Source organism: Aquimarina sp. Aq107 (assembly GCF_943733665.1).
In the GTDB taxonomy this organism is placed as follows: domain Bacteria; phylum Bacteroidota; class Bacteroidia; order Flavobacteriales; family Flavobacteriaceae; genus Aquimarina.
Genome location: NZ_OX030782.1, coordinates 1,961,639 through 1,977,059 on the forward strand (window position 1 = coordinate 1,961,639; position 15,421 = coordinate 1,977,059).

Annotated in this window: 15 protein-coding genes; 7 read left to right on the forward strand and 8 right to left on the reverse strand. The window is 30.3% G+C overall.

Features of this window, described 5'->3' with window-relative positions:
- Nucleotides 1–175 precede the first annotated feature (175 nt).
- Complete coding sequence (locus NMK29_RS08185; RefSeq protein WP_027391344.1) at nt 176–415, forward strand: hypothetical protein; 240 nt, start codon at nt 176–178, stop codon at nt 413–415.
- A gap of 65 nt (nt 416–480) precedes the next feature.
- Here the strand turns inward: NMK29_RS08185 and NMK29_RS08190 are convergent, their stop codons facing one another.
- From NMK29_RS08190 to NMK29_RS08225, 8 genes are all read right to left on the reverse strand, one after another.
- Entirely contained in the window at nt 481–759 is a 279-nt protein-coding gene (locus NMK29_RS08190; RefSeq protein WP_027391345.1) for a DUF3817 domain-containing protein, read from the reverse strand.
- A 62-nt stretch (nt 760–821) separates the two neighbouring features.
- Complete coding sequence (locus NMK29_RS08195) at nt 822–2,060, reverse strand: mechanosensitive ion channel family protein (RefSeq protein ID WP_108804352.1); 1,239 nt, start codon at nt 2,058–2,060, stop codon at nt 822–824.
- A gap of 62 nt (nt 2,061–2,122) precedes the next feature.
- Entirely contained in the window at nt 2,123–2,740 is a 618-nt protein-coding gene (locus NMK29_RS08200) for a YqaA family protein (RefSeq protein WP_108804351.1), read from the reverse strand.
- Nucleotides 2,741–2,974: 234 nt separating this feature from the next.
- The gene (locus tag NMK29_RS08205) at nt 2,975–3,337 is read right to left on the reverse strand and encodes a hypothetical protein (RefSeq protein ID WP_027391348.1); all 363 of its coding nucleotides are present in this window, start codon (nt 3,335–3,337) and stop codon (nt 2,975–2,977) included.
- Between the two features lie 368 nt (nt 3,338–3,705).
- Nucleotides 3,706–4,587 carry a GIN domain-containing protein gene (locus NMK29_RS08210; RefSeq protein WP_108804350.1) on the reverse strand — a complete coding sequence of 294 codons (882 nt, stop codon included), beginning with the start codon at nt 4,585–4,587 and terminating at the stop codon, nt 3,706–3,708.
- Between the two features lie 11 nt (nt 4,588–4,598).
- Entirely contained in the window at nt 4,599–5,123 is a 525-nt protein-coding gene (locus NMK29_RS08215; RefSeq protein ID WP_108804349.1) for a DoxX family protein, read from the reverse strand.
- Nucleotides 5,124–5,258: 135 nt separating this feature from the next.
- Entirely contained in the window at nt 5,259–6,962 is a 1,704-nt protein-coding gene (locus tag NMK29_RS08220; RefSeq protein ID WP_108804348.1) for an alpha-amylase family glycosyl hydrolase, read from the reverse strand.
- A gap of 156 nt (nt 6,963–7,118) precedes the next feature.
- A complete protein-coding gene (locus tag NMK29_RS08225; protein ID WP_108804347.1) occupies nt 7,119–8,306 on the reverse strand; it encodes an AraC family transcriptional regulator in 1,188 nt (395 codons plus the stop codon).
- Between the two features lie 86 nt (nt 8,307–8,392).
- Between NMK29_RS08225 and menA the strand changes: the two genes are divergently transcribed.
- The 6 genes from menA to NMK29_RS08255 all read left to right on the forward strand — a co-directional run bounded on the left by menA (nt 8,393) and on the right by NMK29_RS08255 (nt 15,389).
- Nucleotides 8,393–9,289, forward strand: coding sequence for a 1,4-dihydroxy-2-naphthoate octaprenyltransferase (gene menA / locus NMK29_RS08230; RefSeq protein ID WP_108804346.1), 897 nt, complete (start codon nt 8,393–8,395; stop codon nt 9,287–9,289).
- Nucleotides 9,290–9,319: 30 nt separating this feature from the next.
- Nucleotides 9,320–10,000 (forward strand): metal-dependent hydrolase, encoded by a 681-nt coding sequence (locus tag NMK29_RS08235; protein ID WP_108804345.1) that lies wholly within the window; start codon nt 9,320–9,322, stop codon nt 9,998–10,000.
- Nucleotides 10,000–11,040 (forward strand): o-succinylbenzoate synthase, encoded by a 1,041-nt coding sequence (locus tag NMK29_RS08240; protein WP_108804344.1) that lies wholly within the window; start codon nt 10,000–10,002, stop codon nt 11,038–11,040. The genes NMK29_RS08235 and NMK29_RS08240 overlap by 1 nt, the downstream gene beginning before the upstream one ends.
- An 11-nt stretch (nt 11,041–11,051) precedes the next feature.
- The gene (locus NMK29_RS08245) at nt 11,052–11,957 is read left to right on the forward strand and encodes a CPBP family intramembrane glutamic endopeptidase (RefSeq protein ID WP_108804343.1); all 906 of its coding nucleotides are present in this window, start codon (nt 11,052–11,054) and stop codon (nt 11,955–11,957) included.
- Nucleotides 11,958–12,023: 66 nt separating this feature from the next.
- A complete protein-coding gene (locus NMK29_RS08250; protein WP_108804342.1) occupies nt 12,024–13,139 on the forward strand; it encodes an AMP-binding protein in 1,116 nt (371 codons plus the stop codon).
- Nucleotides 13,140–13,244: 105 nt separating this feature from the next.
- Nucleotides 13,245–15,389, forward strand: coding sequence for a VWA domain-containing protein (locus NMK29_RS08255; RefSeq protein WP_108804341.1), 2,145 nt, complete (start codon nt 13,245–13,247; stop codon nt 15,387–15,389).
- Nucleotides 15,390–15,421: the final 32 nt, after the last annotated feature.

Here is a 15,421-nt window from a genome sequence, read left to right on the forward strand (position 1 = left end):
AAGTTATAAGGAGTAGTGCTAAAAGAAATATTGGCTTTTATTATTTTTAACAAAATATATAGTAACATACTTTAAAGTTTTGATATTAATTATAGAGGAGCGCAAAATTTTGCACTTATACAAGGGTAGAAGTTATTGTGCTATTAATATTTTTAAAACCTAAAATTTTATTATTATGTTACACAAATTTTTGAAATTAGATTTTGCTGAAAAGATTTCTAAGAACGAACAAAAAGCTATTAATGGAGGAATGCGTACATTAACCAGTATATGTTTTGGTACAGGAACTGGAGGAGGCTCTAGTGTAGGGTTTTCTCAAGCCTGTGTTGGTAGAACAGAAGATACTGATTGTATTATTAACGGATATCAGGCTTCTTGTGCAGGCAATGGAAGTGGAGATTTTTGGTATTTGTAATCAATATCAAATGTAAGTGTAAGAGTTTTTCAGTGATGAAAAGCTCTTTTTTTATTAAAAGCGTTTTACTTCTTTGATAAATATTTACCATCCATCCAGAAAGTACCAAAAGGAATTATAGAACATAAGAGTACAATTGCCAAAGTCTTAATATTCCATTTTCTTTCTGCTTTAATTAAAAAAGCAAAAACGATATAAATCAAAAACAGAAAACCATGAGCCATACCGATTACCTTATTTGGTTCTGGAGACGCAAATAAATATTTTAAAGGCATTGTAATAAATAAGATGAGTAGATATGAAATTCCTTCTAAGTAACTGATTATTCTGAAAGCACCAACCATATGTATTATTTAAAATTGAATGCAAATTTAACGCTCAAAAGGCATTAAATCTTACTTATTATCTATTTTTTATGATTAAAATCTAATTCGAATATTTCTAAATCAAAATAGGAGATAGTAGATAGTAAGTGATCAAAAATATCTGCCACTATTTTTTCATAGTTTTTCCAGATTTTATCATTACTAAATGCATAGATTTCTAAAGGAATACCCTGTGAAGTAGGAGCTAGTTGTCTACTCATTATAGTCATATTGTTATTTACATAAGGGTGATTTTCTAGATATGATTCTACATAGCGTCTAAAAACTCCCATATTAGATAGATTCCTACCATTTACAAGAACTTCTTTATTGATATTATTTTCTGCGTTATAAGATTCTATTTTGCTTTGTGAATCTTCTAGGTAGTCTTTAATAAGTTCTATTTTTTTTAAACGATTCACGTCATTTTCAGATAGAAATTTAATACTCGAAGCTTTTATAAGTAGCGCTCTTTTAATTCTTCTTCCTCCAGAATCCATCATTCCTCTCCAATTTCTAAATGATTCCGAAGTTAGATGATATGTTGGTATTGTAGTAATCGTTTTATCAAAATTTTGCACCTTAACAGAAGATAAATTAATTTCTACTACATCGCCATCGGCTCCATATTTATCCATAGTAATCCAGTCTCCAATTCTAACGGTATCATTAACTGCTACTTGTATACTAGCTACAAAACCTAAAATAGTATCTTTAAAAATCAATAGAATTACTGCTGACATAGCGCCAAGAGCAGTAAGAAAAGTCCAGATAGATTTTCCTGTGACTGACGAAAAGATAAAAATACCACCAATGGACCAAACTATGATCATGAATACTTGAACATAACTATCTATGGGTTTATCCTTAAAGGATTCTAAAGATTTTAAAAAATCTCTAAATGTTCTAAGTATGCTTCTTACAATCCATATAGTTAAAGCAATGACCAAAATATCAAAAAGTATCTCTAAGTAACTTTCTGTAGTAGGAAAAGCAATAAATAATTGTGGAAATACCCAGATACTAATGGATAACGGTATTATATGAGATAAATAATCAAAAGTCTTATTTTTTACTAAATAATCATCAAAAGTGTTTCGTGATTTAGAAGCATAACTTTTAAAAAGATTAAGTGCTACTTTTCTTATAATTCGATCTATAACAAAGAGTACCACTAGTAAAACAAATGTTCCTATAAGAACATTTAAATATTCTGCTGTGTTTTCTGAAATACCATAAGAAACTAATAGTTTATAAAAGTACCTGATTAATTCTTCCATAAAAAAGTTACGAAATGATTTTTCGATTTATATAATCAATAAAAGGAATTATTGATTGGTTATTATACCAGATTAAAAATTGCAGCTGCGTACAAATAAAATCTAACAAACCTTAATAATCCGAACAGTAAATAACTTGTAAACGAATATCTAATCATTCCCGCAGCAATACTTGTTATAGAAAAGGGTATAGGCAATAATGCACCTACAACAATTAAAAAACCTCCCCATTTACGGGTGTTTTTTATGTGTTTTGCCATTTTTACTTCTAGATATTCATGAACCGAAGGAATCTTAGTAATTGATTTTCCAATAAAATATGAAATAACACCACCTAGATATGATAATAGAGCTAATATGGATAAGTATAATATTGGACTACTCGTCTTATCACTCCATGCAATAAAAATTTCTGGTGGTATAAGACCTAAAAGAGATTCTGAAGCGAAAAACACACTAAAAACTATATAATCAGAGTAGTTTTTCGTTACATATAATAAAAGATCGTTAATGTTTATAACAAAGTAATTAACGATTAATAATCCAGCAATAAATAATAGAATAGGAGGTAATGCCTTTTTAAGACTAGTACCTAAAAACTTATAAAAACCAGTATAACTATAATACTGATGCAATAACTGCAATCTTGTTTTTTTAACAGATCGGGGATTCATTTTCATAACAATTTTTCCTCAAGGGGACAAAAATAATATTTAATTGATTTTTTGACGTTTATAAAATCATAAAATTTGTCGATAAAATGTTATTATCATTACAACTTTCTATTTTTTGTCTAAATGATTGGTTGCTAACGTAAAAAGTATTTAGTTTAGTATGTGTTTTCGAACAAAAAAGACCTTGATTTTTCAAGGTCTTTCTTTATTTAGATATAAATACTTTAATGGATATCTATTTTAGGCATTTAAGGCATCTCTATAATCAGCCAAATCCATTACATTCATTTTGTTTTTCAGATCTTTCAATAATGAAATAAGATACATAAGACTTTCTACTGGATTTACGTCTTTATCTGTTTCTACTGGAGTTTCATTTTCTTCAATAGGTTCATCATCAGGAATTGGGATTAAGAAACTATCATTTTCTTCTATATGTTCGTAGGTAAGTCTTAAAACCTTAACCACTAAAGGTACTTGTTGTTCTAAAGCAAAAGTTCTTAGGGTTTTAAGATCTTCAATTAGTGTGTCTGTGTTGATACCAGATTGTCCTAGATCAGTCAGAATTTTGTCTATTAATTTGAGTGCCTTTTTATTTTCCAAGGATGATAAAATTAGTATGGTTTAAAAAAATGATTCTGGCAAATTTAACCCTTTATATAAATCTTTAAAATCTTTTAAAACAAATAAATTTATTTTTTAGTGTTAAAAAATAAATCTCCAATTTTTATAACAAAAAAAAGAGAGGAATATTCCCCTTAATGTATTGATAGGTAACTGTTTATTCTTCAAAAAAGCCTTGTATGCTTGTATTCCGGCTAAAGTTTGAGGTTTAACCGTAACCAAAATTCCTTAATCCTCTTTATCTTTGAAAAGTATTCCAATTACAATTTTTCCCTTACTTTTTTTGTTTTCCCCAACACTTACCTCCTTGAATACAGGAGGTAAGTTCTTCTTGGGGTATTTCGTAATTAAAACAGTGTTACAATTTTATCTTTATCTTCTTTTTTTATTGTTATTAATAATTTTCTTTTTCCAAGCTTATTCACCTTATATACTTTAGTTCCAGTTGTCCAATTTTCTTTTCTTATTGCTTGCGGCATCATGGGAAATCCATAACTAAATTTAGATCCATCAGGTTTCGGTCCTATTACTAAAAAATGATTTCTGCTTAGAGAGTTGTTTTTGATTTTGAACTTAATATATTCCGTAAGATTGTTTTTTGTTTTATTATTTCTATTTCTAGTTTTTTTCGCGTCTCCTTTAACCTTTTTGGGTGTATTCAGGATTTTTAGTGTAGCATCTTTAGATAGTTTGGCATCGATTTCATTGAGTACCCGAACATTTGCAGAACCCCAACTCCATATATCTATTCTAGCATTTTCTGCAGTTAAATTTGACGCATCTATCGAAGCAACTTCTGCTGCAATACGTAATTCCTTTGTTTTTCCTTCTAAAACTATTTTACCTATAGGCGCAACAACCTTAATATAATCATTGTCTAGGTTAATAATTTTTGTAGAATCGTGAGTTCCGCTTTCTACTTTTTTTATGTTAGGTGCTCCAATGATAATCTTTACATTTTTAGAGGGTTGTATCCATTTTTTTTGATCTAAGTATAAAGTTCCACCTACTACTTCTTTATCAATGTATTCAAAAAGGTTTGTATCTGTGGTGATAATAAGGGTCTCTTTTTTAGAATTGTCTATGATTACTTGTGCATAAAAATTAATTTTTATGGATTCTATATTTTCTACATTAAAGGTTTTGGTTTCTATTTTTTTGTTTCCTTTTATTTGTCCAATCGTTGTTAAACTGAATAATAATAGTATAGTATTTATAAATGCTTTCATGGTTTTGTGTTTTAAATTGATTTTTGGATTACATTTTCGTTTGATATTAAATGTTTCGTTTTTGATAATAAATAATCAATTCCGAACCTTCCTGAACCTAGTATTAGATTATAGATGGATATCCATAAGAAACCCATCGCTGGTAACATACCCCAAATCCCATTATCCCATTTTTGAAAAAATATTGCGACCAACATTGTACACATTATAAAGAAAGAAGCAATTCTAGTTTTTAAACCTAATGCAAGAAATACACCACCAATGGCCTCGCTAGCTGCTCCCATCCAAGCAAAGAATGTTGGAAATAAAGCAAAAACGCCTCCGTATTCTGCAATATCTTGGGGGAACCAATCTACTACTTCTAGAAAACCTAAATCTGGTGAACCTTTAGGACTCCAGGGTACTCCAAATTTACTCCCACCAAAATTTACTGCTAGAAAGTATCCACATAATATTCTTGGAAGCGCAAATAGTAAATCAAAAAACCAATACGTCATTGTTATTGGAGTTATTATCATTTTAATTACATTTTTCATGATTGAATTTGTTTTAGATGTTTGATAATCCAAATGTCTAAATTCAATGTGATTCCGGCGCCTCAAAAAGAAATAGGACGGCTCAAATCAAAATTTGAGCCGTCCTATTTAACGTGAGTCGATATGTAATTTCGATTATTTTTTCGCCTCTAGTAATATAATTTCATAATCAGATTTTATCGTAACATTTCCATCTTTTACAGTAGCTTCTATTCCTGAATACGTATCCGTTAAAGCTGTACCATCTTTAAAAATTGAATTAACTTTTATTGTTTTTGTTCCTTTTCGTTGATTTAATCCAATTATAACTCCATCAACGTTACCATCTTTAGTATATTTTCTCGAAAAAACATAAGGCGTTTCTTGTATCATTTTATGTTTTCCTGCACCAATAGACGGATGATCTTTTCTGAACTTACCAAGTTTTTGCCAGTGTAGTAATAATGATTTTGTTTCTTCTTTTTCCAAATCTTCCCAATTCATATTTGATCTTAAAGTAGCATCACCTTCGGTTCCTTCTACGATTAAAGATCTACCAGTTTCGTCACCGTAATAAACTTGAGAAATTCCTGGAGTTAATAATAACTTAGTAGCAGATTCAAAAGTTTTCTTTCTTTCTTTATCAAATGGGTCTCCGTCATCGTGAGAACTGATATAGTTCATAACACTTTTTCCTATCAGACCTGTTTGTAGTGCAGTACTATATTTACTATACAGTTTCTCGTAATTTAGTCGTTTAGCATCGTATTTGAATTGAAAATTGATAAGATTATCAAACCCATTTGCAAAATAATCTACTTTACGATCTCCGAAATCATAAAATCGTTTTCCATCAATACCATACCCATATAATTCTCCTAAAACATAAAATTCATTATTATCTAGTACTTTATCGGGATTGTTTTTTTTCCATTCTGCAAATGCTATTTTGGCTTGTTCCGCTAGAACACCCCAAACACCTTCTTCTACATGTTTAACTGTATCCACACGATATCCGTCAATTCCAAGTTCCCTTACATAATCCGTTAACCATTTAATAATATAGTTTTTGGGAGATTTTTTTAAACCTGTTTTTGCAAAAAAGATTTCTAATTCATCCATTTCTGCTTCTAATCTTCCTTCTTCTTTCCATTTATTACTTAATGCTTCTGGTAATTTTACCTCATCATCATTTTCGGTTTTTACATCAGGAAGATTTTTTACCAATGTACATTTTACAGCTGTTTCATAATCTTTATAAGAACATTGAGGTTCTGTACGAACCCAATCATCCGACCATTTAGGATCTTTATCTGTTACAGGTCCCGTATGGTTTATAACCACATCCATCAGGATTCTAATTCCATTTTGATGAGCTACATCTACCAATTTCTTAAGATCATCATAAGTTCCAAAATTTGGATCTATGGAGGTCCAATCTTTTGCCCAATATCCGTGAAAAGCATAAGTATTACCTGTTCCTTCATCTACACTATCATGAATTTGTTCTACTAAAGGGTTTACCCAAAGAGCATTAATTCCAAGTTTTTCGAAATAACCATCTTCAATCTTCTGAATTATTCCTTTTATATCTCCACCTTCAAAACCTCGTAGAATACCTGTTTCTTTTGATCGATCTAAAACCTCGTCATTAGAAGTGTCTCCATTTTTAAATCTGTCGGCTAGTAAAAAATATACATTGGCACCTTCCCAAATGAAAGGGATATTCTCTGTTGTAACAGTTGTTGTGGTTTCTGATTCTAAATTTGCTTTTTCTTCTGAATTTGGTTTAGTTTCATTTTTACAAGAAATAAGAATACTAAATAAAAGCAAAATGCTAGTTGTTAATAAATGTTTCATGTGTTTGTTTTTGTGTTTCAAAACAATGATTCTCTCAATAAAGAGCACCAATTAAGTGTCGAAACGGTAATAAATACTGGTTGAAGTTGCTAATCTATAAAATTGTGTATAAAAAATACAGTTTGATTAATTGAGAAATTCATAAAAATGATATAGTTACGCTTTATTTTGGGAAGCAGAATATTGCGAAGGAGATGTATTTGTTAATTTCTTGAATACTCTATTAAAGGTTGCTTTGCTATTAAACCCACACTCATAAGCGATTCCTAACAACGATAATTGTTGTTGCTTACCTTCTTTAAGCATTTTTTGTACTTCTTTTACTCGATATGAATTTACAAAATCATTAAAGTTTTTATCAAAACCAGAATTAATAGTCTCAGAAATAATAGATGCTGGTATTTTGAGCATCTGTGATAGTTGAGTAAGGTTAAGATCTGGGTTAAGAAACGGTTTTTCTTCTGACATAAATTCCTTTATTTTTTTCTTATTTCTAATAACATCACTACTTAATTCAGTTGATAACGTAGAAGTTGTTTCTTTTACCGATACGGAAAAATTTAAATTATTCAACTTACTAGTATCTGTAAAATATCCTTTTATACCAATATATATAATTGCTACAGCTGTAAAAAAATGATACCACCAACGTTGCGTCCAATGAAGTTCAGTAATAACGGATCCGATAACTCCCTGAAATAAACTATATAAAAAAAGAAAGGAGTAAATAAAAAGAAAGTTCCTAATCCAGTTCAATTCTAGACTATACGTGTTAGAAAAAAAATGTTGAATTTTTTTTCGGTATACATAATATAACTGAATAGTAAATGCTAGATACAGAAGCATCTGAAGGTTTTCTACAACCCCAATAAGAGGTCCAACATATTTTTCGTCCAAAAAAACTTTGAGATAACCATTCTGTGTATCCTCAAAACCTGGTTGCGCAGCATCATAAATGAAAATAGATATTTTGTATACTATATATAAACAAACAGGAATGAAATGTAAAAAGTCTTTTTTTCTAAATTTGAAATTAGAAGTGGTAATTGATTTTATGTAAAAGTATAATAAAGGACCAATTGCTAATGATAATGCTATGAGCCAATAATTAATCTTGGTATTTTGAAATGTGTCATACCAGTCCATAAAACCAATAGTATAAGAAGTTCTATGATAGCCAGTAATAAAAATTAATAAAGAAAGTATTAAAGCGGATATATGTTTTTTTTTGAAATATCTTACCAATAAAAGAAAAGCAAAAATAAACGCTTGGAGAACTAATAGTAGCAAAGGTGTACTATATAGATTAAATGAAGGGAACTCTAACGGTAAAGGAATTGACATAATGCTAATTTAAATATTTCGCAGAATTATTTTTTATTTTTTTTTTAATTAAAATACTGTTCCTTTGACTATCAATTAAGATTACAATGACCAAATTTAAAGCTTGGATCTCTGCCGCAAGGCTTCGTACATTACCATTATCGGTATCAGGAATTATAGTTGGATCAGCACTAGCTGGTGGTTTTGGTGTTTCTATTATTTTTTGGTTAGCTATTGCAACTACCTTAGGATTACAAATCCTTTCTAATTTTGCAAATGATTATGGAGATGGTGTTAAAGGAACTGATAACGAGGATAGAGTAGGACCTAAGCGAGCTTTGCAAAGTGGTGCTATATCAGATAAAGAAATGTTTGTAGGTATTGTACTCACTTCGATTATAACCATGTTTCTAGCCATATTTCTTATTTATGTGTCTTTTGGAAAGGAATATTTCTTTTATTCTGTATTCTTTTTTCTTTTAGGTATAGCAGCAATAGCAGCAGCAATAAAATATACTATGGGAAATTCTGCATATGGATATCGTGGATTAGGAGATGTTTTTGTATTTATTTTTTTTGGATTGGTTAGTGTTGTTGGGTGTTATTTCTTATTTACAAAAGATTTAAATGGATTAATATTTCTTCCGGCTACTGCAATTGGGTTATTAAGTTCTGCAGTGCTAAATCTCAATAATATGAGAGATCACGATAGTGATAAAAAATCTAAAAAGAATACCCTAGTGGTTAAATTAGGTATTGCCAAAGCTAAAATGTATCATTACTTTTTAATTCTTGGGGCAATTTTCAGTATGATAGTTTATCTTATTTATACCTATAGGAATTATTTTAATTTACTGTTTTTAATAGTTTTAATACCCTTATTAATTCATTTAAATAAAGTTATAAAAACAAAGGATACCAAAAACTTAGATCCAGAATTAAAAAAAGTGGCACTATCCACATTTTTTCTGGCTATATTATTTAGTTTAGGGCAGATTTTATAACTTTCCATTACCATTTTAAAACCTTACACAATGAAAATTACTTTTTTTGGGCAGAATACGTTATTGCTGGAAATCAATGAAGTTAAAGTTTTAGTTGACCCCTTTATTTCTGGTAATCCTATGGCTAAAGACAAAATAAAAATTACAGATTTCAAAGTTGATTATATATTACTGACACATGCACATCAAGATCATACATTAGATGCAGAAGCCATTGCAAAGCATAGTAATGCGATTATAGTATCTAATTATGAAATTGCAATGTATTATCAGGATAAAGGAATAGAAGTACACCCAATGAATCACGGAGGTAACTGGGAATTTAGTTTTGGAAAAGTAAAATATGTAAATGCATTACATACGAGTAGTTTTCCGGATGGAACTTATGGTGGTCAACCTGGAGGTTTTGTAATACAAGCAGAGTCTGCGAATGTTTACATCGCTGGAGATACTGCTTTAACCATGGATATGAAGTTAATTCCGTTAACAACAAAATTAGATTTAGCTATTTTACCTATAGGTGATAATTTTACTATGGGAATTGATGATGCTATTATTGCTAGTGATTTTGTAGAATGTGATAAGGTTCTTGGAGTTCATTATGATACTTTTGGATATATAGAAATTGATCATGAGGATGCTAAAAGAAAGTTTAGAGCCAAAGACAAGGATCTTATTTTATTAGATGTAGGGCAGCGTATAGAATTATAATGAAAGCAATCTATCATAAGCATATTTTAGAATTTAAAAGACCGAGTGGAACTTCTAGAGGAGTTCTTAAGACTAAAGAAACTTGGTATATCGTAATTACTTTTAATGGTAAACAAGGTATTGGTGAGTGTGGTATTCTAAGAACGTTAAGTATTGATGATCGACCTGATTATGAAGAAAAACTTAAATGGACTTGTAATAATATTCATTTAGGCGTTGAGCAACTTTGGGAAGAACTCAAAGAATTCCCTAGTATTCAATTTGGAGTAGAAATGGCTTTTAAATCTTTACATAGTGAGTCACCGTTTTTGTTATTCCCATCAAAATTTACGAAAGGAATAGATTCTATCCCAATTAATGGACTGATATGGATGGGAGAGAAGGAGTTTATGAAAAATCAGATAGTAGATAAACTAAATCAAGGTTTTGATTGTATTAAAATGAAGATAGGTGCCATTGATTTTGAAGCAGAATTAGAATTGTTATCATATATAAGATCCCAGTTTTCTGAGGAAGTTATTGAGCTAAGAGTTGATGCTAATGGAGCGTTTAGTACTAACGAAGCTTTAGATAAATTGATAAAACTGCATAGTTTCGGATTGCACAGTATAGAACAACCAATTAGACAAGGACAATACGATTATATGATGGATTTGTGCGAAAGATCACCTTTGCCCATAGCTCTAGATGAAGAATTAATTGGTGTTTTTAGTGTAACGGAAAAGAGAAAATTACTACTAACAATAAGACCTCAATACATTATTTTAAAACCAAGTTTAATAGGAGGTTTTAAAGGAACCCAGGAGTGGATCGATATTGCCGAAGAATTAGGAATAGGATGGTGGATTACGAGTGCTTTGGAAAGTAATATAGGATTAAGTGCTATAGCACAATATACCTATACATTACAAAGTAAGATGCCGCAGGGATTAGGAACAGGAAGTTTGTATACCAATAATATAGAAGCTCCCTTGTTAGTAGATACAGGTAGTTTAAAATATCAACAAAATAAGAAATGGGTAGTTTCTTATTTAAATTAAATAATTTATAGATGTATATAGAGCAAGGAAGAAAAGGGAAATTAGGAATGTGGAAATATTTGCCTGTTCCAATCGGTTTTCTCGGTTTAATTCTTTTTAATTTGATGTTTACTCAGGGAGTTGATATTGATGCACTTATGGCTGAGCAGATAGAAACTTTAGGAAAACCACTATTTTTTCTTATTTCTGTAGGACCTTTTGTCATTTTTTTAGCAGGGTTGCTTTTTTGGGTAAAGGTAGTGCATCAACAAAGTATAACGTCTTTAACTACATCTAGAAAAAGAATAGATTGGAAACGAGTTCTTTTTATGTTTACACTCATAACACTCTATATTTTAATTACTACTGGAGTTTTATATTATTTATATCCAGAAGATTTTCAGCTTAATTTTGAATTAGATGCTTTTATTACTTTGGCTATAATGGCAATTATTATTGTTCCGATGCAAACTAGTTTCGAAGAATATTTGTTTAGAGGTCATATGATGCAGGGATTAGGTTTAGCTACAAAAACTAGATGGATTCCACTGATTGTTACCTCTGTAATATTTGGTGCTATGCATTTTGGTAATCCAGAAGTAGCTAAGATTGGTCCTCATATTATGGTTTACTATATAGGGACAGGTCTATTTTTAGGTATTATTACTTTAATGGATGAAGGTTTAGAGCTAGCATTAGGTTTTCATGCAGCGAATAATTTAGTAACGGCACTTTTAGTAACATCTTCTTGGACGGCATTTCAAACAGATTCTATTTTATTGTATACAGGAGAACCCGAGACAGGATTGGAAATATTGATTCCTGTTTTCGTAGTGTTTCCAATTTATATTTTAATTCTTTGGAAAAAATATAAATGGTCAGGATGGAGAGATAAACTATTTGGAAAAGTTAAACCAGAAATTCAAATGGAAAAATAACAAATTATTAATATATAATTTACGTAATCATAACCAATGAATATGTAATAAAATTGAAATTTGGGTATGCAAACAGAAGATACATTTTCTACACCTAAAATACATAACAATTTTAGTATTAATAAGCGATCTTTAGATAATTCTGGTCTGCAACGTATCGCCTATAGTTTTAAAAAAGACGGAGAGTTTTATGAACAAGAAGTGGGTAACTTTCTTCTGGATTGGTTAAATGATAAAGATTATATTGTAGTCAAAACTTCAGGTTCTACCGGAAAACCAAAGAAAATTAAAATTTACAAGCAGCATATGATAAATAGTGCCTTAGCTACGGGTGCTTTTTTTAAGGTAAAAGAAGATACAACTGCCTTGTTATGTTTACCGGCTACCTATATTGCTGGAAAAATGATGTTGGTTCGCGCTATGGTTTTGGGATGGAAAATTGATTTGGTTCCACCTAAAACAAATCCCTTGGATACTGTATATAAACAATATGATTTTTGTGCTATGGTTCCATTGCAATTAGATAATTCTATTAATAGATTACATCTTATAAAAAAATTAATTGTTGGTGGAGGAACCGTACCGGAAAATCTTAAAGAATTAGTGCAAGGGGTCAAAACTAAAATTTTCGAAACCTATGGAATGACCGAAACCATCACTCATGTTGCTGCAAGAAGAATTAACCCAAAAAAGAAAGATAAAAAAGATGCTAAATACTTTAAAGCATTACCAAATATAACACTTAGTACAGACGAAAGAAATTGTTTGATAATCAAAGCACCCCAGTTAAATGATAAAACAATCATCACAAATGATGTTGTAGAGCTTAAAACATACAAGAAGTTTAATTGGAAGGGACGTTATGATAATGTAATAAATAGTGGAGGAGTTAAATTATATCCAGAAGAGATAGAAACTAAACTTCAGTTATTAATTGGGCATCGATTTTTTATAGCAGCTGTTCCAGATGATGCTTTGGGTGATAAAGCAATTTTGATAGTGGAAAGGGATTATGATATTGTGGTAAAAGAAAATTTAGAAGATGCGATATCTAATTTAAAAGTTTTAAGTAAATATGAAGTCCCTAAAGAGATTCATTTCTTAGCTCAATTTATAGAAACGGATAATGGTAAAGTACAACGAACTAAGACGTTGGAACTTGTTCATAATAATCTATCCTAAATATATTACCAATTTCCCTAAGCTAAATCACCTTTTTACTCAATGTAGATTTTAATTAAGAATCTGTAGGAGTAGTTTTATTTCATAATTAAAACAATAATTATTATGAAACAACTACACTATTTTATGCTTTTGTTATTTACCGTTGGAATAACAATGGGCCAAGAACTAACAATTACAGGAACTGTTACGGATGCCAGCAATAATGATCCAATTCCTGGAGTAAATATTACTATTAAAGGAACGAATAAAGGAGCTCAAACTGATTTTGACGGGAGGTATTCAATTCAAACAAATATTGGAAATATTTTAACTTTTTCTTTTATCGGCTATGAAACTGAAGAAGTAAAAATAAAACAAGATAGTTCTATTGTCAATGTAGCTATGAGTATATCTCCCGCACAACTAGAAGAAGTTGTAGTAACTGCAGAAGGAATACAAAGAAAACGAAGTGTTTTAGGGTATGCAGTCTCTGCTGTTAGTAGTGAATCTATTAGTATGTCTAGAGCAGATAGAAGGAAAGCTAGAAGAGCAAGAAAACAATCAAAAGCTAATAAGTTAAATGGGAGAGTTTCTGGATTATCAATAACTAATAATGCGGGAAATACGAACTCTAATAATTCTATAAGAATAAGAGGAGCTAACAGTATTTCTAATACAAATCAACCTTTATATATTGTAGATGGTATACCTATAGATAAAAAAAATATAGGAAAGATTCAGAGTATAGATCCTAAAAACATTTCTAATGTAGAAGTTTTGAAAGATAAAACTGCAGCTTCATTATACGGTATAAGAGCAACTCATGGATGTGTTATAATTACTACGCACAAAGGGAATTATAAAATAGATAATAATGAATCATATGAAGAAATAGTAGAAAATAGTTTTGAAAAGGTAAATATGTCTCCGTTATCTACATTTTCTATAGATGTTGACAAAGCATCATACAGTAACGTTCGAAGAATGATTAATAGTGGTCAACAAATACCTGTAGATGCTGTTAAGATCGAAGAGATGATTAATTATTTTGAATATGACTATAAACAACCAACCAATGATCATCCATTCGCAATTCATACAGAATATGATAAAACTCCTTGGAATACCAAAACTCAATTGGTAAAAATAGGATTAAAAGGAAAAGAAATTCCGCAAGATGAAATTCCAGCCTCGAACTTGGTTTTTCTGCTTGATGTATCTGGTTCTATGAATCAAGCTAATAAATTACCATTACTAAAGAGAGCTTTTAAATTATTAGTAAATCAATTAAGAGAGAAAGATAAAGTGTCGATAGTGGTTTATGCTGGAGCCGCTGGAATGGTATTGAAACCGACATCTGGAGCTCATAAAAACGAAATCAATCGAGCATTAGATAATTTGAGTGCTGGAGGTTCTACAGCTGGAGGAGCAGGTATAGAACTTGCGTATAAAATTGCACAAGAAAATTTCATGAAGAAAGGAAACAATCGTGTGATTCTTGCTACAGATGGTGATTTTAATGTGGGAATGAGCAGCGATTCGGATATGAAAACATTGATTGAAGAAAAGCGTAAATCTGGTGTGTTCTTAACATGTTTAGGTTTTGGGATGCATAATTATAAGGATAGTAAATTAGAAACTCTGGCGGATAAAGGTAACGGGAATCATGCATATATTGATACTATGCAAGAAGCTCAAAGAGTATTAGGTAAAGAATTTGGAGGAACATTATATACCATTGCCAAAGATGTAAAGATACAAGTAGAATTTAATCCAGGAAAAGTACAAGCATATCGTTTGATTGGTTATGAAAATAGATTATTAGCTGATGAAGACTTTGTGGATGATACAAAAGATGCAGGAGAATTAGGCAGTGGTCATACAGTTACCGCGTTATATGAAATTATACCAGTAGGAGTAAAAAGTAACTACATAAAAAGTACACCAGATCTAAAGTATACGGATACTAAAATCACTAAAAATTATGGAGATGAATTATTAACTGTAAAATTTAGATATAAAAAACCGCAAGGAAATAAGAGTATTGAAATGGTTCACATACTAAAAACAGATAAAAAGCAGGTATCAAAAGATTTCAATTTTGCAGCATCTGTTGCTTGGTTTGGTATGAAAATTAGAAAGTCAAGATATATAACAAATAAAAATATCAATGATATTATAACAATGGCAGAAGAAAACAGATCTTTAGATCGTCAAGGTTATAGAGCAGAGTTTATAAGATTAATGAATAGTTATCAGACGCTTTAAAATTTGTTTTATTGTAACAGGGGTAAAGAGAC

Excerpts from the sequence above, each read along its gene's own strand:
- NMK29_RS08220 (WP_108804348.1), bottom strand. The coding sequence starts at position 6,962 with ATGAAACATTTATTAACAACTAGCATTTTGCTTTTATTTAGTATTCTT.
- NMK29_RS08185 (WP_027391344.1), top strand. The coding sequence starts at position 176 with ATGTTACACAAATTTTTGAAATTAGATTTTGCTGAAAAGATTTCTAAG.
- NMK29_RS08245 (WP_108804343.1), top strand. The coding sequence starts at position 11,052 with ATGTATATAGAGCAAGGAAGAAAAGGGAAATTAGGAATGTGGAAATAT.
- NMK29_RS08250 (WP_108804342.1), top strand. The coding sequence starts at position 12,024 with ATGCAAACAGAAGATACATTTTCTACACCTAAAATACATAACAATTTT.
- NMK29_RS08225 (WP_108804347.1), bottom strand. The coding sequence starts at position 8,306 with ATGTCAATTCCTTTACCGTTAGAGTTCCCTTCATTTAATCTATATAGT.
- NMK29_RS08210 (WP_108804350.1), bottom strand. The coding sequence starts at position 4,587 with ATGAAAGCATTTATAAATACTATACTATTATTATTCAGTTTAACAACG.
- NMK29_RS08190 (WP_027391345.1), bottom strand. The coding sequence starts at position 759 with ATGGTTGGTGCTTTCAGAATAATCAGTTACTTAGAAGGAATTTCATAT.
- NMK29_RS08240 (WP_108804344.1), top strand. The coding sequence starts at position 10,000 with ATGAAAGCAATCTATCATAAGCATATTTTAGAATTTAAAAGACCGAGT.
- NMK29_RS08255 (WP_108804341.1), top strand. The coding sequence starts at position 13,245 with ATGAAACAACTACACTATTTTATGCTTTTGTTATTTACCGTTGGAATA.
- NMK29_RS08235 (WP_108804345.1), top strand. The coding sequence starts at position 9,320 with ATGAAAATTACTTTTTTTGGGCAGAATACGTTATTGCTGGAAATCAAT.
- NMK29_RS08195 (WP_108804352.1), bottom strand. The coding sequence starts at position 2,060 with ATGGAAGAATTAATCAGGTACTTTTATAAACTATTAGTTTCTTATGGT.
- NMK29_RS08215 (WP_108804349.1), bottom strand. The coding sequence starts at position 5,123 with ATGAAAAATGTAATTAAAATGATAATAACTCCAATAACAATGACGTAT.
- menA (WP_108804346.1), top strand. The coding sequence starts at position 8,393 with ATGACCAAATTTAAAGCTTGGATCTCTGCCGCAAGGCTTCGTACATTA.
- NMK29_RS08200 (WP_108804351.1), bottom strand. The coding sequence starts at position 2,740 with ATGAAAATGAATCCCCGATCTGTTAAAAAAACAAGATTGCAGTTATTG.